Here is a 20,020-nt window from a genome sequence, read left to right as displayed (position 1 = left end):
GGCAAAGACCACCTCGGGTATTACAATGTAAAACAAAAAGGAGATATGAGATGAGGATCATCCGTTTTAAACGCTCTGGAGGACAGCAGCCTGCACTTGCCGCGTTGACCGCGGAAGACACGGTGTACCCGTTGCCACAGCTAGATATCCAGCAATTATTTCAGCAAGCAGCAGAAGAGGGGGTGACTCCGCTCGCGTGGGTGCAGTCGTGGGTACATGACACAGATCCACTGGAGCAAAAGGCCTCCGAGCTTTCGCTAGACGTACCTGTAGTTGCGCCGGAAGTATGGGCGGCGGGCGTTACGTATGAACGAAGCCGGGAAGCGCGGAACTATGAAGCGACGGGCGGTAAGCTCGATGCGACGACGTTTTATGACAAAGTGTACGACGCGGAGCGCCCGGAACTGTTTATGAAATCGACCGCAGCTCGGACAGTCGGGCCGGATGATGTCATGTATTTACGCCGGGATTCGAATTGGCAGATTCCTGAGCCAGAATTAGGGCTCGTGCTCGATGCTGGGGGAAACATCATGGGCTACACCGTCGGCAACGACCTGAGCTGCCGGGACATCGAAGGGGAAAACCCTTTGTACTTGCCGCAAGCCAAAGTGTGGAAGCATTCCTGCTCCCTCGGGCCGGCGATTCTATTGGCTGGAGCGGTGGACGATCCGTATCAGTTTGAGATTCTCTGCCGGATTGAAAGAGGCGGAGAGGTTGTTAGTGAGGGGACGGCAAGCACAGGCCAGCTGAAACGAACATTTACCGAGCTTGTGTCTTACCTGGCGAGGGATAATGATGTATTTGCAGGAACGGTTCTTCTGACGGGAACATGCATCGTTCCGCCGGACGAGTTTACTTTGCAGGCCGGTGATGTCGTTGAAATTGAGATTAAAGGCATCGGTACGTTACGTAATGCCATGCAGGTACTGACAGAGGCGCCGGCGCAGTAAAAGAAGATTTGACACTAAGGGATAACAAAAATAGGAGGAGAAGCGATGAGTCAGGTGCTGCAGGACATCATGGCCAATAAGGACAATATTTATGCACTTCGTACCGCGGCACGAGGGCCTGAAGGTTCTCTTCCGCTGACACCGGACATGCTGCGGCATTCTCCGAGCGGCAACTTGTTTGGCTTAACGCAAAATGTCGGTATGGGCTGGGAGTCGTCGAAGCTGAATGGCAGCCAGGTGCTTCTGCTTAGTACACAAGGGGGCATTCGGGAAGAGGACGGGACGCCGATCGCTCTTGGGTATCATACCGGCCACTGGGAAATTGGACTGTTGATGAAGGCCGCGGCGGAAGAAATTGCGCAAGCTGGCGGTGTTCCATTTGCGGGGTATGTAAGCGACCCTTGCGACGGGCGTAGCCAAGGGACGACGGGAATGTTTGACTCTCTGCCGTACCGGAACGACGCGGCCATGGTGTTTCGTCGCTTAATTCGTTCGTTGCCTACCCGCAAGTCCGTTATTGGCGTCGCCACGTGTGACAAAGGGCTGCCAGCGATGCTGATGGCATTGGCAGGAAGCGGGGATTTGCCGGGGGTTATTGTTCCTGGTGGTGTGACGCTGCCTCCCATAAACGGCGAGGATGCCGGGAAAATCCAGACGATTGGCGCCCGCTACTCTGCAGGGGAACTTTCCTTGCAGGATGCGGCGGATCTTGGTTGCCGGGCGTGCGCCACGCCGGGTGGCGGCTGTCAATTTCTCGGCACCGCAGCAACGGCTCAAGTCGTTTCCGAGGCACTGGGACTGACGGTGCCGCATGCAGCGCTCGCTCCATCAGGACAGCCGATCTGGTTGGAACTCGCCCGCCAGTCGGCCCGCGCGGTCATCACCCAACAGGAAAAAGGCTTGCGTTTACGCGATATCCTGACGGACGAAGCGATTCACAACGCCATGGTCGTCCATGCGGCATTTGGCGGCTCGACGAACTTGTTGTTGCATATCCCAGCCATCGCTCATGCAGCCGGCTTGCGTGTACCTGACGTGTCGGACTGGACGGAAGTAAATCGCAGCGTCCCACGCCTCGTCAGTTTGTTGCCGAACGGTCCTGAACACCACGCGACCGTACGTGGGTACTTGGCGGGCGGTGTGCCGGAAGTAATGCTCCATCTTCGCCGGGCCAGGCTATTGCATGAATCAGTAATGACCGCATCCGGGGAGACGCTCGGGACTGTACTTGATTGGTGGGAAGTCTCCGAACGCCGCCAAAAAGTCAGGGCTGCCTTGCTCGAACAGGATGGAGTTCATCCCGACCAGGTCATTATGAGCCCGGATCAAGCCCGTGCTAACGGGTTAACGTCCACAGTGACATTTCCTATAGGAAACCTGGCGCCGGAAGGCTCGGTCATTAAATCGACATCCATTGACCCGTCGCTCATTAGTGACGATGGTGTTTTTCGCCATCTCGGTCAAGCGAAGGTCTTTACGTCTGAAAAGGAAGCAATCGAGTCCATTAAAACCGGTGGCATTGATGCTGGCGATATTCTCGTGCTGATCGGCAGAGGTCCTCTTGGTACCGGGATGGAGGAGACCTATCAGCTGACATCGGCCCTGAAGCATCTAAGCTTCGGAAAACACGTCACTCTGATTACCGACGCTCGCTTCTCTGGTGTTTCGACAGGCGCATGTATCGGCCACGTGGGACCAGAGGCACTAGCCGGAGGGCCGATCGGCAAGCTGCAGAATGGGGACTGGGTGGAGGTCATCGTTGACACGGAAAAACTGACCGGAAGCGTTCAGTTTGTTGGCGAAAGGGAACAGGCAGGCACCCCCGATGAAGGATCTGCCATTCTGGCGAAACGCCAAACCCGTCCCGATGTTCAGCCGGATCCAGCGCTTCCGGACGATACGCGGCTGTGGGCAGCACTGCAGGCCGCCAGCGGAGGCACTTGGCGGGGATGTGTGTACGATGTGGATCGGATCGTCGACGCATTGGCCAGTAAGCCGTTGGTATAAGAGAACCATTTAAGTTGGCAACCTTTCGTGGAGAGGTTGTCTTTTTTTTTGAGGAATTGATAACATGTAGTGAAGTGCATGATGTTACACGTGGAACACAAATAAGGTAAATGTGGGAATAAATGTAGACAAAATGACGATGGTGTTGGTATCGTTATGCCAGATAACGTCAGTGTGGAGGCTCTTTACTTCATCATAAAATGGCAAACTGAAAGGAGGGCATCAGCATGAGTTCAGTATACGCTGCCAAGAATGGCCAACTATTGTTTCGGGTTGTCTTAGGGTTAATGCCGTTTCTGGTCATTGGTCTGGGGCTTATTTATATTGTTAAACGGGAATCATTTTTTCCATTTCTTCAATCGTTGTTTGTTTCCGATGTACTCTCTTTTCTTGAGGCAGCACTCCTCGGTCTGAGTGTTGGCGTCATTATCATAGTTGGTTATATAGTAGTGTTCACAGTAGCCAACATCGAAATTCCTGACTCAGAAGGGAAGAAGCTGATTGAAAAGATTTTGAGAACTCCAGGTGGTATCGCCGTCACTGCGCTTGGTGGGGGCATCATTGAGGAATTTTTCTTTCGAGGTGTGCTCATCGGATTGTTTATCGGTTCCTCGACGCTCATTGATTGGAGTGTCATCGCGATCAGCACGCTGATCTTCTGGGCCCTTCATTTGCCGCAGTATAAAGGATCATATTTCGCGTACGCGGTTGTGTTTATCATTGGACTCATCTTTGCCCTGCTGTTTTACTTTACCGGTTCACTCATTGCCCCAATGATTGCCCACGGGGTTTATAACCTTGGCGTTGGCGTGCACTTTGTTAAAACGAGCAAGAGAGAAAAAATTTAGCATCGAAGAACGACATTTGAAAATAAATGAGAAAAGGCGTTTATATGAAAATGACAAATGAATCATAGGCATCAGGTTATTTAATTGATCGAGAACAAAGAGAAATAAAGAGAGTCAAAATGGGATCACCTTAACCTCTTCTTTAAGACGTTGATAGTAAATGCCTTTCCATTAGAATCAATATCCATATAAAAAGGGGCACGAATATGGCCATCTTACTCATTATTGCCATTCTCTTCGCTGTTTCGCTTTATTTAAGAATGTCATTACGTCATCCGTACAGTTTCTCGATCGGACTCTTTACAACGTTTGGACTTTTTCTGATATGTACTATTTTCCTCCTGGAAAATTACATGACGAGCTTATCACCGAAAGTTCATGATGGTATAGGCATTTCCAATAAAGTCGCTTAGTTTATTATTGGCGATGATCGTTGGAGTATAGAAAAATTCGAGTCAATCTTCAGCACATTTGTCTATATCTCCTTCGTTGTATTTCTGATAATGATTTTCAGTAAGTTGATAGAGTCCAGAGTAGCCAGAAGGTAAACATCTCTCTGCCCGTCTTTGTTAACGCTCTTCGCTAAAAAGCCTCCTCAATACATTTTTTCTTCAACAACATTTTAGGCTAAATTCAGTAATCTTGATTAAGGTCATTATCCTAGTATTAAAGCTACGCTGCTTGATCCTCCAACTATTGAAAAAACATTTCGTTTACCCAACCCATACACTCCTTAACACCTCCTTCATTTCACCTTAACGGTTCTCGCATATTCTTATTAGTAGCGTGATTACTAGAAAAGGGTGGGGAACAGCATGAATATCAAAAAAAGTTTGTCAAAGGGACTGGTTGCTGCGTCTTCGTTGCTACTGCTCATGGGTTGTGCGAGCGGAGGGACAAGCAATGGAGAGGCGACAGCGTCAGGTTCGGCTGAGGGCGGTAGTTCTGAGTCTGGGAGTAGTGAGGCTCTTGTCGTCTATACGAATTCAGACAGTAACGGGCGTGGAGACTGGCTGATTGAGCAAGCGGCCGAAGCGGGCTTTGCGATTGAACTTGTTGCTGCCGGCGGTGGGGATGTGACGAACCGTCTCGTTTCAGAAAAAGCTAATCCAATCGCTGATGTTGTGTTTGGGCTGAATCATATGTTTTATGAGCAGTTGAAGAACGAAGACATTTTGATTTCTTATGAGCCTGCGTGGGCAGGAGAGATTGAAGAAGGCATCAACGATTCCGAGGGCTACTATCACGGCCTTGTGAAACAGGCGCTTATTATGGCCTACAACCTTGAATTTGTTGCTGAAGCCGATGCACCAGAAAGTTATCTTGATGTCGTCAATGACGAACAATATCAGGGTCTCTATCAGGCACGTGACGATCTTGGGGCAGGCACGGCAAAGGTTATTGTTGCTAGCATTCTGACACAATTCCAAGATCCTGAAGGAGAGCTTGGCGTGTCCGAGGAAGGTTGGGCATTCATTGATCGTTTTTATGAAAATGGTGTTCAGATTCCTGAAGGGGAGAACCACTTTGTGGCCCTAGCTTCCGGTGATGCGCCAATTGGTACAATCATCTCCGGAGTCGTGGAAGCGAGTATGGAGCAGTATGGCGCAGATATGGCGTATATTCATCCTGAAATCGGGACGCCACAGGTCGTTGAGGGCGTCGCTATCGTGAATGGAACCGAACATGAAGAACAAGCGAAAGAGTTTGTTGACTGGATGGGCTCTGCCGAAGTGCAAGGAGAGTTTGCCGCAGAGTTTAATGCAATGCCAGCGAATGAAGAAGCGAAAGAGCAAGTCACGGACTTCCAGAAGCAGCTGTTTGAGGGGCTAGAGTCGCAGCAGATTGACTGGGCGTTCGTCACAGAGCATATGGATGCTTGGGTCGAAAAGCTGGAGCTTGAAATCTTCTAAATTAAGAACAGCATAGACAAGGCCGGCACAATAGGTGTGCTGGCCCTTTTTATAATGGAGGGACATGGATGATTACATTTAACGATGTCACGGTAACTTTCGATGATTTTACAGCGGTGAAGCAGCTAAACCTCGAAATAAATGAAGGCGAGTTTTTTACGTTTCTCGGGCCGTCCGGGTGCGGTAAAACGACAACATTGCGGACACTTGTCGGATTTATTCAGCCAGCCAGTGGCAGTATCTCGCTGCATGGAACCGATATTACAGCGCTGCCGACGGAGAAGCGGGGGATTAATATGGTGTTCCAAAGCTATGCCCTTTTCCCGACGATGACGGTGTACGAAAACATCGCCTTTGGGCCGACCGTCAGCAAACGGCCAAAAGCGGACATCCACCGGGACGTGCTTGATATTGCCGCGAAGGTTGATTTGAAAGAGACGCAGCTGGAGAAAAAAGTGTCCGAGTTGTCTGGCGGCCAACAGCAGCGTGTCGCGATTGCGAGAGCGCTTGTGAACAAACCGAACATTCTCGTCCTTGACGAGCCGTTATCGAATTTAGATGCCAAACTTCGGGTGCAGCTGAGGGCGGAATTGAAACGGCTGCAAAAGCAAGTAGGGATTACGACAATTTACGTGACGCATGATCAGGAAGAGGCGCTTACGCTTTCGGACCGGATCGCGGTTTTCAATGAAGGGAACGTCGAGCAGGTCGGCACGCCTGCTGAGATTTACGAAGCCTCCGCGACGCCTTTTGTATGCCGATTTATCGGTGACAATAACCATCTGACCCCACTCGTCCAGAGCGATTACGAATCGTTTGCCCATGTAAGTTTGCCAGAAGGCCATGACTTTTTTATTCGTGTAGAAAAGCTATCTGTGAGGGCGCGTGATGTGAGTACACCTTTTGATGAGAACGAGGTTCGGCTGGAAGGGGAGCTCGTGGATACAGAATATTATGGCCTATATACGAAGTGTACGGTGCGCGTTGGTGAGCACGACCTCCGAGCTGTCCAGATTAACCACGAGCAGTTGAATGCGCTGAAACACCAGCCTGTCCATGTGGTGTTTGATCGGCGCGATGTGTTGCAGTATCCGTTGGAAAAGGTGGCGGTCACGTGATGGCGAGAAGGCGTTTCAATCCCATCATTTGGGTACTGGCATTGCTGATTGGGTATGTTGTTGTTGCATTTCTCATTTACCCGAACGTCCTTCCTATCTATGAAACGTTTTTTCCTGAAGGAACCTTCTCTGCCGAATCGGTGACGAAGTTGCTTGGTTCCGATCGGGCGGTGCAGAGCGTGCTCAACAGCATTCTGTTAGCGGTCATCCTCGTCGTTACGGTTAATATGGTTGGCGTTACCATTGTGTTGCTCATTCATTATTTTGATATTAAAGGGATCTCTTGGATCAAATGGAGCTTCTATACGACAATCGTTTACAGCGGCGTGGCACTGAATTTCGGGTATAAACTTGTTTACGGTGAACACGGTCCGATAACGCAAGGATTGATGGCCATGTTTCCGTCCTGGGACGAACGATGGTTCAACGGGTTGTTTGCGGTCGCATTCGTCATGACGTTCGCCTGCACGTCGTTTCATGTGCTCTTTTTGTCTAGCGCGATGAAAAGCGTGGACTTTCAAACGGTCGAGGCAGCGCGAAACTTGGGAGCGTCACAATGGACGATCTTACGTCGGGTCGTCCTGCCAACCCTTAAGCCGACGTTATTCGCCATGACGATTCTGACGTTTCTAGCAGGACTTGGTGCAACATCGGCGCCACTCGTTTTTGGAGGCGATGAATTTGAAACGATCACGCCGATGATTCTGACATTTGCGAACAGCTCCAGTTCCAAAGAGTTGGCCACAGTTCTGGCGATGTTTCTTGGGATCGTGACGATCATCGTGCTCTCGTTTATGCTTCGTTCGGAAGGCAAAGGAAACTTTATGTCGTTGTCCAAAACGAAATCGCAGCTGAAAAAGCAAACGATTGAAAACCGCTGGGTAAGATTCTTTTTTCATGTCATCGCGTATGTGCTTTTTGTCATTTATACGATGCCGGTTGCGGCCATTGTGCTTTATTCGTTTACAGATGCTAAAGCGATTTCGACAGGATTGATCGGGTGGGACAGCCTGACGTTCAATAACTATCAGCTGGCGTTTTCCGGCACGGACGCGTTGCAGCCTTACATCGTTTCCCTAGGCTATGGCTTTTTCGCTTCTTTGCTCGTCATTACTTTCTGCCTTTTGTGTGCCTATTTAATGCGGGTGTATAACAATCGTTTGACGAAAATTCTCGACTATTTGCTGATGATACCGTGGTTTCTCCCAGCCACCTTGATTGCGGTTGGATTGACGGTGACGTTTAACACGGCGCAGCCCTTTCTGTTTGGTCATATTCTTACAGGAACGCTCTGGTTATTGCTGATCGGGTATGTCGTCGTCAATATTCCTTTTACGTTGCGCATTGCCAAAGCGGCCTTTTTCGGCATCGGTCCTGATATTGAAGAAGCGGCGAGGAACCTTGGCGCGAAAGGGTTTTATACGTTCCGGAAAGTGATGCTGCCGATGATTCTTCCCGCAGTGCTAGGCGTGTTTGCCCTAAACTTTATTAACATCATTCCCGATTATGATTTGACGGTCTTTTTGTACCATCCGCTTTATGAACCGCTCGGCATTACGATTCTAAATGCGACGAACGCCAACGCGGCTGTGGACACAAAAGCGCTCAATCTCGTCTATACAGTCATACTGATGGTGATGAACACAGCAATTTTGCTGGCGGTCTATGGAAATGTCAGGTTCCGCCGAAAAAAACGTGTTCTTCGGGAGTCGGCGTCTCACAGCAACCTTCACCATTCGCACGACAACATGAGTCGTTCGACGCAATAGGTGGTGGGAGCCCCCTTTATATTTAGGTTGTAATGGAATGCATATTTGTGAAGAAATCAGGATTCTTAAGACCGCAATAAGATTTCGGAAAACCGCAACTTAATTTACGGTGAAATTTATTAGAATCTGTGCAAGAATAAGTGTGGAATACAACGATTGTTCAAAGGAGAGCACAGTTATATTGTCCCTTGGAATATCTAATTCTGGTGGTTCTGCGGGCGGAGGAATACATGGCAGAACGTTAAACCGCATCCAAATATCAGGAAAAAAATAATTGTACTAAGTCTCCCTGCTATCGTTCAACTATGTTGGTAATCCTAAAAGCTGATTATCGCAGGAATACTATCGGGCGTGTAAATACAGCAAAAGTAAAACTGGAATCTGATTCATAGCCTTACCAGATTTCTGCAAGTGTGTTATAGCTCAAAATAAAAACATATAGACAACCTTTGGAGCATAGTATATGCCATAGGTTGTCTATATGTTATCTAAATAGATTTCAAAAAAGTAGATCTGTCGGTGGAGGTTGCGTTGCTATGAGAAAAATTTTAATTATATGTCTTACTACATTAGTTTTGATGCTTGTGTCATGTAGTCACACAGTTTATACTTCAAAAATGGATTGGTTACCGAGTGTAAAAGAATCAGATGAAATTTTGTTATATGATCGTGTCGATCAAAGATTAATAACTTATAATACAAAGACATATTCCATAGTAGAAAAAAACGATACGCTTAATTATTTTCAGTTTGATTTTAAAACTCCAGATGCGAGTATCTACACGACTGGGCATAGTATAGAGAATAATTATAAAATAATTCAGAAAAATGGCAATGAAACCACTGTGTTATTGTCTATGGAACCTCTTGAAGCGATTTTTCCACTTGCACTGAAGGATGAAAATAAGGCTTTTTTTATAAAGAGTTATTATGATGAAGAAGGTAGTGAATTATATAACCAACGTGCTATTGTCGAGATGGATTTAGAAAAAAAGCAGTTGAAAAAACTTAGCAACACTGAAGGTTTACTTACAACTTTCGGAGTATATCATAAGGATCAGTTGTACTTCACAACATATATCGGTGAAGATGATAGTTATAATTTGTACAGAATTGATGGTTCCAACCTTCAAAATGTGCCAGAGTTAGTGTTTGAGAAATTAGAAACTCCTGAAGTATATGTTTCTGGTGATCAGTTGTGGTTAAGCAATAAAAATAGTATTTATTACGATGAAAAAACTCTCCCAAAAGGAAATTTTAACTATTTTTATAGGGGGAAGTTGATTCAAATTAATGCAAATTCATCAGAAGATTTAGTACTAAATATCATAGATGTGAATAGCGAAGTTAAAGAGGAAACTATCGAGCGAATTGTTGACTTTAAGGTAGAAGGAAAAACCATGACAGTCTATACACATGATGGGATTCAGTCGATAGAATTGAATTAATTTCAGGAGGGTGAACGTTTCTTTTCACATTCACCTTTCAATGATAATAGATTTTGTGGGGGAGGGGCCAAGGGGCTTCTCCTCTTTGTCATGTTGCTAGACTCAAACACAAAAAGGATTTTGCCAAAATTTGTAGAAAAAGTAAGTGAGAGCGTTTAACGAGCAAATTTTAATAACATCGAGTTTGAGGAGATCTTATGAGAGTCGCCTACGGGTATTTTAAAGAAGTATTTAAAGAGAAAATGAATCGGCAAATTATTGTTGGGGCTTTAAGCTCGCGGATTGGGACGTTGGCCTTTACCGCCGCATTGTCCTTATATGTTCTAAAACTAACAGGAAGTCCAAGTGCCTTAGGCTTCACCTTACTGATGGGCACGCTTCCTTATTTCATATTAGGCATGGTCACAGGGGTGGTTTGCGATCGTTTTGACAAGAAGAAAATCATTGTCGTGAGCGATATCGCCAGGGTCATTATTGGCGTGATGTTCATTCTAGGATTGTTTATCCTTGATCCGGCCTATCAGCTTTACATGATTTATGCCGTTGTTATCTTGTTTGCTGTTTTTGAGGCCTTTTTAGTGACGAGTTTTACAAGTATTCTTCCAGAGGTCATCCCCAAGGAAAAGCTTGTGGATTTGAATAGCTCTCTAAGTGGGCTGGGGGAGATTGCGAGGTTGCTTGGACCTGTCCTCGGAACGATTCTTTTTTCGTTTTTCGGGATTCACGTCGTCGCCATGTTTATTGTGTTGTGCTTTGGCTTTTCGGTTTTATATGAGATGGGCATTCCCTATAAAATGAAAAAGGACGATTCAGGTTTAACGGGGCTAGGACGAATTGTCAAAAGTGAACTTGCAGGCTTTCGAGATCTGTTTACGCTAGACCTGAGAGTGACGTCGCTTTTTGTCAATGGGTTTACGACACATCTTTTTCTGCTGCCATTTCTGTTTATTGGAATCCCGTACATCTTAAATTCGGTGTTAGGCGGACATCCTACGGAGTATGGTGTGGTCGAAATGTTCGCCTCTATTGGCGGCCTTTTATCGGTGTTGTTTGTTCCTTATCTTAGAATGTACGGCATCGCAAAAAACCTGCTGTTCGGTATGATTGGCATGATCATGGGGACGTTATTTTTCTCATTTCTATTATTTGACCCGATTTTAATGATGCTAGAAGCCCATCTCCTTCCACGGGTATTGTTTTTCTCGACATGCATGTTCATCATCTATTTGTGCTTTGGGTATTATGGTGTCTATTTCAGCAGCTTCCTACAGCAGAACATCAGGTCAAGCCATATGAGCAAGGGCATGTCCACGGTTATGATGTCGAATAGCTTAGGAAGAATGCTTGGCTTCTCTTTGTTCGGCTTCCTGTTTAATCACTCGATTCAAGCAGCCATTCTCACGCTTATCGGCGGGATGATCCTCAAGGTCGTTATTCATATCCCCTTCCTAGTGGTGGATAAAGCGAAGAGGGTAGAAAGTGAATCTTCAATGATTTGATCGTGCATTATAAGTGTACTGATATGGATTATTTACCCATTTCAATTCAGGCATTCCAATAAAAGTTTCAATGATTTAGAGAAGGGGTTTTAAAGTAATGAAGGATCCTAGACGTTTCTTTTTGACAATAGGTTTAGCTGCCTTACTGTCAGTGATTGTCGTCATATTTGTTGAAAATGACACGGCAAGATTAATTTCTACAGTCATCACTACGATGTTCTCTGTATGGTTCATCAATCGAAAACGGTGGAAGGAGAACGGCAGGGGGCAATAGATATAGTTTCCAGTATGTGCAAGTTTTTTCTGATTCCCATTTTTCCTCTCCTGAATCGCTCAATTATAATCAATTTGTTCCACGTGAAACGTCGAGGAAGGATAGAAAAGCTTGAAAGATGAAGAATGTAAGGGAGGGTTAAAAGTGCAAAAGAGACTTCTAATTCAAACAAAATTACTTTCAGGACTTCTGCTAGTGATGACTCCTTTCCTGACAAGCTGTATAGCTTCTACAGAAAAGATAGAGGAAAAGAAAATTATTCATTCCATGGTAGTTGTCATCGAAAAACAATTTGATGATGATGATTTTTTTATTAAAGCATATGATCCATATTCGGAACAAGAAGACATTATGAGAATGAAAGTTGAAAATGAAAAAATATATAATCTAATAGCCTTGGATTTCGAATACTCTGGGAGTTACACGATTTTTACAGATGAAAGTGTACGATTAAACGAGTTGAAGGTGCCTAATTTAGGAAACTGACTACCTCTGAATGTTCAAGGGTATTGTACTCGTGAAACATTTTTCTCTATCAACGCTTTTCATTTAAGCACGCATGCCATATAAATCCTCGGTGCAATAGCAAAGCCCAAAAGTAGATTTGGTTAGTCTCATCTACTTATTGGGCTTTTTTTGCTGATGACACATAAAGGATTATCAAGGTTCTCAACGGAAACGATCCAGCTTTTGAGTTCTATAAACGATTTTCACTCAATCTGCATCTAATCTTTATTTTGCACGTTTATACTGTAGCCTCGATGCATTGAGACCTATCGTATCATAGTTCAAAAAATTACCGTGAAAGGAAGTGTTAAATGCTTAAAAACGTTTATGATTTTCTTCCAGTATCAGGTATCATTCTTACCACTACATCAGCTTATGCAAATAGTGGAGTTGAGGGACAATTAGAAGGTGTTGAACCAAAAATGGCCGAAATTGAAGAATACGTGGTTGCAGTTCGTTTTCCATAAACATGGTACGATGAGAATCATCATAAGCAATCGAGGGGATATGACATGCCACAAACGATTTTAATCGTGGAGGACCAGCACGTCCTACGAGAGATCACAAAGGAGTATTTTGCAGATGAAGGCTACGAGGTGCTAGAAGCGAGCGATGGACGTCAGGCGCTGGCGTTGTTTCAGGAGCATCCCGTTGACTTGATGATTCTGGACATTATGCTGCCGGAATTGGACGGATGGTCTGTCTGCCGACGGGTTCGCAAGACGTCCAATGTGCCGATTTTAATGCTGACGTCCCGATCTGATGAAGACGATACGCTGTTAGGCTTTGAGCTTGGGGCGGATGATTATGTGGTGAAACCCTGCAGCCCGCCCATTCTTATCGCTCGGTCGAAGCGTTTGTTAGCAAACAGGCAAGGCCGTGAATCAGGGGAGATGCTATCTGGAGGTGCGATCAAGCTCAATCTTTCCTCCAGGACGGTATTACTGGATGGCGAACCCTGTGGTCTCACTCATACAGAGTTTGAAATTTTGGCAATCCTAATGAAAAACAAAGGGCTTATTCTCACAAGAGAGCAGCTAATCACGACCATCTGGGGCTACGATTTTGCTGGCGATGATCGTACACTTAGCAGCCATGTGCGGAATTTGCGAACTAAATTGGGCAAGCATGCGAAAAGCATTGTCACTGTCGTCCGCTCGGGGTACAAGTTTGAGGAGCAGCCATGAGAAAAAGCATAGTCTTTAAATTGTTTCTGTTGACGGCAGGCTTATGCACAATCGTTATTGCTTGTTTGTTTATCGGACAGACCTTCTTTTTCAAGCAATTTTATGTCCACCAAAAGGTAGACAACGTCCAAACCGCTCTTCAGAATGCGTCTGAAGAAAGTGGATTGGAGGCAGCGGATGCCCAAACCATGTTTCAGTACGAGCAGCAATTTTATCAAGAACACAATACTTGGGTGACGAAGCTAGACGCTGACGGTTCCCTGAAACATACAGACAACTTTGAGATTGAGGTTCGTTTGGAGGAGACGGAAAACGCGCCTATCCTATCTGGCACGACGATTACCATTCCGTTGTATACGGTTATCGATGTGGGGGAACTCAGAGATGACAATCCACTTCGGCCTAATTTTATTGTGACGCCGGGCGAGAGATTTGCCATTGAAGGTGTGTTCATCAACAATCGGTTGTTTCCACTGCGAGTGGCGAAGACTGCTTCGAATTTGCGAGAGGAGAATCGTTTGGAAAACGAACCGCTCGTTCGCAAGGAATACGAGGTGCTTTCAACGTTTGAAGATCCACGTGTCTATCTTGAAAAGTACCCGAACGTTTTGGTTTATGGCACCATTGAGCACGTGCGTATGCCTGAGGGAGTGGTGGAGTCACGCTATACGAACGATTTGTTCTTGGAGCGGGTAAAGACCTTTCAAGCAGATTTGCTCTATGGAGAGGAAATCGGAGATGGCAATACGGTTATTGATTATGAGGAAAATAACGTTCCTTACAAGCTGTTTATAGAACGTCTGACGGACGAAGAGGGAAACACGGAATACCTCTTTGCGATGACTTCGCTCCAGCCTGTGAGTGAGGCGGCAGGCGTGGCACGACAGTATTACGGCTATATCGTTGCAGGGACGTTATTGCTCGTCCTATTGGTTTCGTTTTATTATGCTCGCCGTATTGCCCGTCCGTTGCTTCGTATTAATGACGCCACACAACGAATGGCCAACCTCGATTTCTCTGCCCGTCTCCCAGTGAAAACGCAGGATGAAATCGGCAGTCTGTCGAGCAGCATTAACGGACTATCAAGCTTGCTGCATGACCATATCGTCCGGCTTGAACAGGACATTGAGCAGGAAAAGCGACTGGAATCGACACGAAAAGAGTTTATCTCAGGTGTCTCACATGAATTGAAAACACCGCTCAGCGTCATCGAGAGTTGTCTCTATATTTTAAAAGACAAGCCCGAAAGCGAAAAGCGAGAGTATTATTTTGCTGCGATGGAGGACGAAGTGCAAAAGATGGTCCTGCTGATTGAGGATATGCTGGAGCTTGCGAAATACGAATCGGGCACATACAAACTGGAGATGTCTCCGTTCCGTATCGACCAGGTGTTGGAAAATGTTTGTGAGAAGCTGATGTCCGAGATTACAAGCAAGCAGCTAAAGCTGCACCTCGATCTCGCCCCAATTGATGTCGTTGCCAATCCGTTGCGCATCGAGCAGGTCGTTGTGAATTTCCTGACGAATGCGATTCGCTATACGCCAGAAGGCGAGGCCATTCTCGTACAGACCGTCGAGACAGAGGAAACCGTCAATGTAAGCATAGAGAACAAAGGCGCCCACATTCCAGACGAGCAGATGGAGAAAATTTGGGACCGTTTTTACCGCGGCGAGAGCTCCCGTGACCGTTCGACCGGCGGCACTGGGCTCGGCCTTGCCATCACTAAGCAAATTTTGGAGTTGCACGGAATTCCTTATGGAGCACGCAATACCGAAGACGGTGTGCTGTTTTATTTTGAATTAAAGAAGGAGAAAAATAGTCGCTTTGACTCTGCGTAGAACGTGATGTTCTGCGTTTTTTTTATGTGTTCTTCATTCGGTCTGCATTTGATCTTCATTTCCTTCAACTATCCTTCTATTTGAGCACAAGAAATGGAGGAATGAAGGATGCAAAAAAGATGGATTGGTGTATTTTTGGCGGCAGCTGTCACTTTATTGGTCACGGCATGCGGAAATCAGACGAAAGAGGAACATACAACAGCTTCACAGCTTGAAGAGGCAACAGAACCCCCGACAGATTCCCTGGATTCTTCCTATGAAACCACGTATCAGACAAGCCTTTTTTTCGGGGACTCGGTCACAGAGGGGCTGTCCTATCATGACATTCTAGACGAGAAAAACGTCCTTGCTGGCGCAGGAAAAACAGCTGAATTTGCGCTAGAGGACCTTCCCGTTCTCATTGAAAGAGCACCTGAGCACGTGTACATCCAATTTGGTTCGATCGATCTTCTTTTTCCAACCGACGATCCGATCGATTACTCATTGACACACTACGGCGAAGTCATCAACACGATACAAACGGAGCTTCCCGAAGCGGAAATCACGCTGCTGTCGGTCACCCTAGTGACGGAAGCCGCAATTGAAAAGGAGCCGCGTTACCAAAATATCGAGGCGTACAATGAGGAAGTTAAAGCACTCGCCGCTAAAGAGAATGTCGGCTATATTGATCTAACGCCACTTGTTACGGAGCATTCAGATCTGTATGGGGAGGATGGCATACATTTCGAAAAAGCGTTTTATCCGCTGCTGCTTGATTCCTTGAAGGACATCCAAAATGGTGAATGAGCCTGGGAGGTAACGGACGTTGGTCTTCAGCAGCTTAAACTTTCTGTTTCAATTCTTGCCGGCAGCGCTGCTTTTGTATGCCATTGCACCAAAAAAGCTGAAGAACACCGTGTTGTTTGCCACAAGCCTCGTTTTTTACGCCTGGGGCGAACCAGTGTATATTTTTCTCATGGTTTTCTCCACCTTTTTCGATTATGTCAATGGGCTGCTGATTGAGAAATACAGGCATCGGAAGGCAGTGGCGAGGGCTGTCTTCATCTTCTCTATCATCGGCAATATCGCCATTCTTGGCTTTTTCAAATACGCCGAGTTCATCGCAGACAATCTGAATCAACTGTTGGACACCGAGCTACACGTCGCGGATCTTCCGTTGCCGATTGGTATTTCCTTTTACACGTTCCAAACGATGTCCTATTGTATCGACGTGTATCTTGGAAAGGTGAGTGCCCAGCGAAACGTCATCACTTTTGGCACCTATGTCATGATGTTTCCGCAGCTCGTGGCCGGTCCGATTGTCAAATACGCCGACGTTGCCAGCCAGCTTGTCTCACGCAAGGTGACGCTCGACAAGTTTGGTGAAGGGGCAGAATTGTTCATTCGTGGGTTAGCAAAAAAGGTGCTGCTTGCCAACAACATTGGCATGTTGTGGACGAGTGTGAAATCGACGCCGCCTGAGGATGTGACGATGCTGGCGGCCTGGCTTGGCATCATAGCGTTCACGTTCCAAATTTACTTCGACTTTAGCGGCTATTCAGATATGGCGCGTGGACTCGGCAAAATGTTCGGCTTTGATTTTAAACTAAATTTCAATTACCCGTACACCTCAAAAAGCGTGACGGAGTTTTGGCGACGATGGCATATCTCGTTAGGCTCATGGTTTCGCGAATATGTGTATATACCGCTCGGTGGCAACCGGAGAGGGTTGGGCAATCAGCTCCGTAATTTGCTGATTGTCTGGTTGTTGACCGGGTTATGGCACGGTGCCAGCTGGAACTTTGTCCTTTGGGGCATCTATTTCGGCCTGCTCGTGACGACGGAGAAGTTATTTCTGCTGAACTGGCTGCAGCGGCTCCCTCGCTTGGTAGCTCATCTTTACACGATGCTTGCTGTGGTGGTTGGCTGGGTGGTGTTCGAGTTCGTTCAATTGTCTTCTGTTTGGGAGTTTCTCGGAACGATGTTCAACGTCACGGCTGAACTGGCGGATCGACAAGCTCTTTATGACCTGTCGACGAATGCTCTTCTGCTCGTGCTTTGTGCCGTGTTTGCGACACCACTTCCAAGTCGGATAATCGCGTGGCTACAGGTCAAATGGCGCCTTGGGGGAATCATCGTCACTCCAGCGTTTTATGCTCTCGCATTGGTCTTGGCAACAGCCTACCTCGTCGATGAGACATACAATCCGTTTTTATATTTTCGCTTTTAAAGGGAGGGACAGTTCCATATGAAAAACGGTTCGAATCATCGCGCAATTACAGGTCTACTGCTGGTGGTGTTTGTTGGTGCGGTGGTTGCGGCCGACGTGCTTACAGACGACAAGTCGTTCTCAGAAGAGGAAAATCGCGTATTAGAAGAACGGCCAGATTTCTCACTGAATTCACTTGTGGAGGGAGAATTTGTTTCTGAATATGAGCAGTATACGTCGGATCAATTTGCGTTCCGGAACGCTTGGATCGGTGTGAAGACCGACGCTGACCGTGCTTTAGGAAAAAAGGAAAGCAATGGCGTTTTTTTAGGCGAAAACGGTCATCTGATGGAGCATTACACGTCGCCATCAGAGGCCGTCATGCAGGAAAGGGTCCAAGCCATTCAGACATTCCACGAGGCTACGTCCGATCTGCCCATGTATGTAATGGTAGCCCCGACAATTGCCGGTGTGCTCCCAAACAAGCTTCCTGCCTTTGCGCCTATTGGCGATCAACAAAACGATCTGATTCGACTACGCCAACGGCTCCCTGAGGAGATTCGCTTTGTCGATGTGTTCAATGCGTTGGCGGGAAAGCAGGAGGAGCTTATGTACTATAAAACCGATCATCATTGGACAACAACAGGCGCTTATTATGCTTATCGAGCGCTTTGCCTAGAGATGGGTATCGTTCCGCAGGACAAAACGTCGTTCGATATTCTTCAGGCAACGGACGAGTTCTATGGCTCGCTTTATTCAAAAAGTGGATTTCGTCACCTTGAGCCGGACAACATCCACCTCTATCTTCCGAAAAAGCAAAGCACAATCAAGGTGAACTACGTTGAGGAAGGGCGGGTCTCAGATTCTCTTTACGAGCCTGATCACCTCCGCACAAAAGACAAATACGCCGTCTTTTTAGATGGCAACCATCCGCTCGTTCGCATCACCACGGACAGCCCAGAGGACAAGAAGATACTTGTGATTAAAGATTCATATGCCAATAGCTTGCTGCCTTTTTTGACGGAACACTTTAGTGAAATCAATGTCGTCGATCCACGGTATTATGACAAGTCACTTTTGGCACTGATCGAAGAGAGACAAATCGACAGCACGCTTTTTTTATACAACATGAAGACGTTTTTTGAAGACTCATCGATTATGAACATAACGGAGGGATTGCAATGAAACATCAAGGCATTGTCATGCTTGCGCTGATGGCCGCGGTTGGGCTTGTGAGCGGCTGCTCCAACGGTAGAGTAGAATACGAAACACTCACCGTTGCCACTTTGGATGAACATATTCAGCAAGAAACTGATGGAAGTGAGATGGACCAAGGAGATATAGAAAAGCTACAAAAAATATACGATATTGAGGCGAATGATATAGAGGATTTCGTTGTGTACACCGCTTTATCGAACGTCAAAGCGGATGAGCTTGCCATCATCAAAGTCAACGATGGAAGCAAAACGGACACCATGATGGCACATATTCAGCAACGAATCGAGGAACAAAAGGTGAAATTCAGCGGCTATCGCCCGGAAGAATTGTACCTCGTCGAGAATCATGTGCTGAAGTCGGTCGGCCCCTTCGTCTTCTTTGCCGTTTCGGAGGATGCTGACCTCAAGGAACAAGAGTTTGATGCTGCTTTAGAAACGTATGAAGAGCTGCTGATTATGCCGGCGTCTCAGTAAAGGTGGAAAGTTAGCAATTCAGCACCAACCCACTTCCTTCCAAATGGCTTGAAATTAAAACCGTCCCATCCAAAAAGGACTTCAATCTTCACACAAAGGGGAGGAGGCCCTTTGTGTGAATATAACCATATTCAAAAAATATACCAAAATAAATCCAGGTATTCCTTTTAAAGGAGAGCACCTTAGTTTTTTGTCTTCAACTAAGTAAGACTCCCGGCAACTTTCGGCAGTCTTTGCAATTTGTTAAACCGTTTCGAGTACACGTATGATTTCACCGTCTATGACTTCTTCACTAACTTTTTTAAATCCTAACGTTTCATATAACTTCCCTGCAATAGGATTGTCTGGTCGATGTCCAATCATTATTCTTTTACAATGAGACATACTCATTAACTGAATCAATGCTTCCAATGCAGCTTTCCCATGCCCTTTGCCTTGATGCTTTTCGTCAATCATTAAGGCAGGAATCCAATAGTTATCATCCTGATCCGGAGTCGTACAAAATACGAGAAATCCGACGAGAATTTCTTTTGAGTAAATAGCGCGCAATGTGAAACCATCTACATATTTTGATTCGGCAATCCAATAAACGACAGGTGCAGGAAAGACATTAAGTTGCTCTGGCTTCACTTTAAGCTGGGTACATTCATACCAATTCTCGATAGACACAGGCTTTAATATAGTTTTTATCACTAGCGTTGCATTAAAAGGTACTGATCATTAAAAATACAAAGAATGTTCAATAAACAAGTCGTTATACAATGAAAAAACCCTTTACAATGG

Annotated in this window: 18 protein-coding genes; 17 read left to right on the top strand and 1 reads right to left on the bottom strand. The window is 46.2% G+C overall.

Features of this window, described 5'->3' with window-relative positions; translation table 11 throughout:
* The first annotated feature begins 50 nt into the window (after positions 1-50).
* From EV213_RS19670 to EV213_RS19600, 17 genes are all read left to right on the top strand, one after another.
* Positions 51-950 (top strand): fumarylacetoacetate hydrolase family protein, encoded by a 900-nt coding sequence (locus EV213_RS19670; protein WP_133582285.1) that lies wholly within the window; start codon positions 51-53, stop codon positions 948-950.
* 45 nt (positions 951-995) lie between these two features.
* Positions 996-2,957: a YjhG/YagF family D-xylonate dehydratase gene (locus EV213_RS19665; protein ID WP_133582284.1), complete on the top strand. Its 1,962-nt coding sequence runs from the start codon at positions 996-998 to the stop codon at positions 2,955-2,957.
* A gap of 227 nt (positions 2,958-3,184) precedes the next feature.
* Positions 3,185-3,805 (top strand): CPBP family intramembrane glutamic endopeptidase, encoded by a 621-nt coding sequence (locus EV213_RS19660; protein ID WP_133582283.1) that lies wholly within the window; start codon positions 3,185-3,187, stop codon positions 3,803-3,805.
* Positions 3,806-4,620: 815 nt separating this feature from the next.
* On the top strand, positions 4,621-5,718 hold the full coding sequence (locus EV213_RS19655; protein ID WP_243740296.1) for an extracellular solute-binding protein: 1,098 nt from the start codon (positions 4,621-4,623) through the stop codon (positions 5,716-5,718).
* Between the two features lie 68 nt (positions 5,719-5,786).
* Positions 5,787-6,836: an ABC transporter ATP-binding protein gene (locus EV213_RS19650; RefSeq protein ID WP_133582282.1), complete on the top strand. Its 1,050-nt coding sequence runs from the start codon at positions 5,787-5,789 to the stop codon at positions 6,834-6,836.
* Positions 6,836-8,605, top strand: coding sequence for an ABC transporter permease (locus tag EV213_RS19645; RefSeq protein ID WP_133582281.1), 1,770 nt, complete (start codon positions 6,836-6,838; stop codon positions 8,603-8,605). The genes EV213_RS19650 and EV213_RS19645 overlap by 1 nt, the downstream gene beginning before the upstream one ends.
* Before the next feature lie 536 nt (positions 8,606-9,141).
* Positions 9,142-10,053: a hypothetical protein gene (locus EV213_RS19640; protein WP_133582280.1), complete on the top strand. Its 912-nt coding sequence runs from the start codon at positions 9,142-9,144 to the stop codon at positions 10,051-10,053.
* Between the two features lie 197 nt (positions 10,054-10,250).
* On the top strand, positions 10,251-11,552 hold the full coding sequence (locus tag EV213_RS19635) for an MFS transporter (protein WP_133582279.1): 1,302 nt from the start codon (positions 10,251-10,253) through the stop codon (positions 11,550-11,552).
* A 97-nt stretch (positions 11,553-11,649) separates the two neighbouring features.
* Positions 11,650-11,826: a hypothetical protein gene (locus tag EV213_RS20930; RefSeq protein WP_166639431.1), complete on the top strand. Its 177-nt coding sequence runs from the start codon at positions 11,650-11,652 to the stop codon at positions 11,824-11,826.
* A gap of 111 nt (positions 11,827-11,937) precedes the next feature.
* Positions 11,938-12,312 carry a hypothetical protein gene (locus EV213_RS19630; protein WP_133582278.1) on the top strand — a complete coding sequence of 125 codons (375 nt, stop codon included), beginning with the start codon at positions 11,938-11,940 and terminating at the stop codon, positions 12,310-12,312.
* Positions 12,313-12,644: 332 nt separating this feature from the next.
* The gene (locus EV213_RS20925; protein WP_166639430.1) at positions 12,645-12,800 is read left to right on the top strand and encodes a hypothetical protein; all 156 of its coding nucleotides are present in this window, start codon (positions 12,645-12,647) and stop codon (positions 12,798-12,800) included.
* Positions 12,801-12,845: 45 nt separating this feature from the next.
* The gene (locus EV213_RS19625) at positions 12,846-13,520 is read left to right on the top strand and encodes a response regulator transcription factor (RefSeq protein ID WP_133582277.1); all 675 of its coding nucleotides are present in this window, start codon (positions 12,846-12,848) and stop codon (positions 13,518-13,520) included.
* Positions 13,517-15,358, top strand: a complete 1,842-nt coding sequence (locus EV213_RS19620; protein ID WP_133582276.1) for a sensor histidine kinase — start codon at positions 13,517-13,519, stop codon at positions 15,356-15,358. Before EV213_RS19625 ends, EV213_RS19620 begins: the two co-directional genes overlap by 4 nt.
* Before the next feature lie 108 nt (positions 15,359-15,466).
* Positions 15,467-16,144 carry a GDSL-type esterase/lipase family protein gene (locus tag EV213_RS19615; protein ID WP_133582275.1) on the top strand — a complete coding sequence of 226 codons (678 nt, stop codon included), beginning with the start codon at positions 15,467-15,469 and terminating at the stop codon, positions 16,142-16,144.
* 19 nt (positions 16,145-16,163) lie between these two features.
* A complete protein-coding gene (locus EV213_RS19610; protein ID WP_133582274.1) occupies positions 16,164-17,567 on the top strand; it encodes an MBOAT family O-acyltransferase in 1,404 nt (467 codons plus the stop codon).
* An 18-nt stretch (positions 17,568-17,585) separates the two neighbouring features.
* Positions 17,586-18,731: a DHHW family protein gene (locus EV213_RS19605; protein ID WP_133582273.1), complete on the top strand. Its 1,146-nt coding sequence runs from the start codon at positions 17,586-17,588 to the stop codon at positions 18,729-18,731.
* Positions 18,728-19,237 (top strand): DUF4358 domain-containing protein, encoded by a 510-nt coding sequence (locus EV213_RS19600; protein ID WP_133582272.1) that lies wholly within the window; start codon positions 18,728-18,730, stop codon positions 19,235-19,237. Before EV213_RS19605 ends, EV213_RS19600 begins: the two co-directional genes overlap by 4 nt.
* Before the next feature lie 243 nt (positions 19,238-19,480).
* On the opposite strand, the gene EV213_RS19595 is transcribed toward EV213_RS19600, so the two are convergent.
* Positions 19,481-19,930 carry a GNAT family N-acetyltransferase gene (locus tag EV213_RS19595; protein WP_243740295.1) on the bottom strand — a complete coding sequence of 150 codons (450 nt, stop codon included), beginning with the start codon at positions 19,928-19,930 and terminating at the stop codon, positions 19,481-19,483.
* Positions 19,931-20,020 lie beyond the last annotated feature (90 nt).

It is taken from the genome of Aureibacillus halotolerans (assembly GCF_004363045.1).
In the GTDB taxonomy this organism is placed as follows: Bacteria; Bacillota; Bacilli; order Bacillales; family DSM-28697; genus Aureibacillus; species Aureibacillus halotolerans.
Note: the sequence above shows the minus strand (reverse complement) of the source record. Positions and strands in the feature narration are given on the sequence as shown.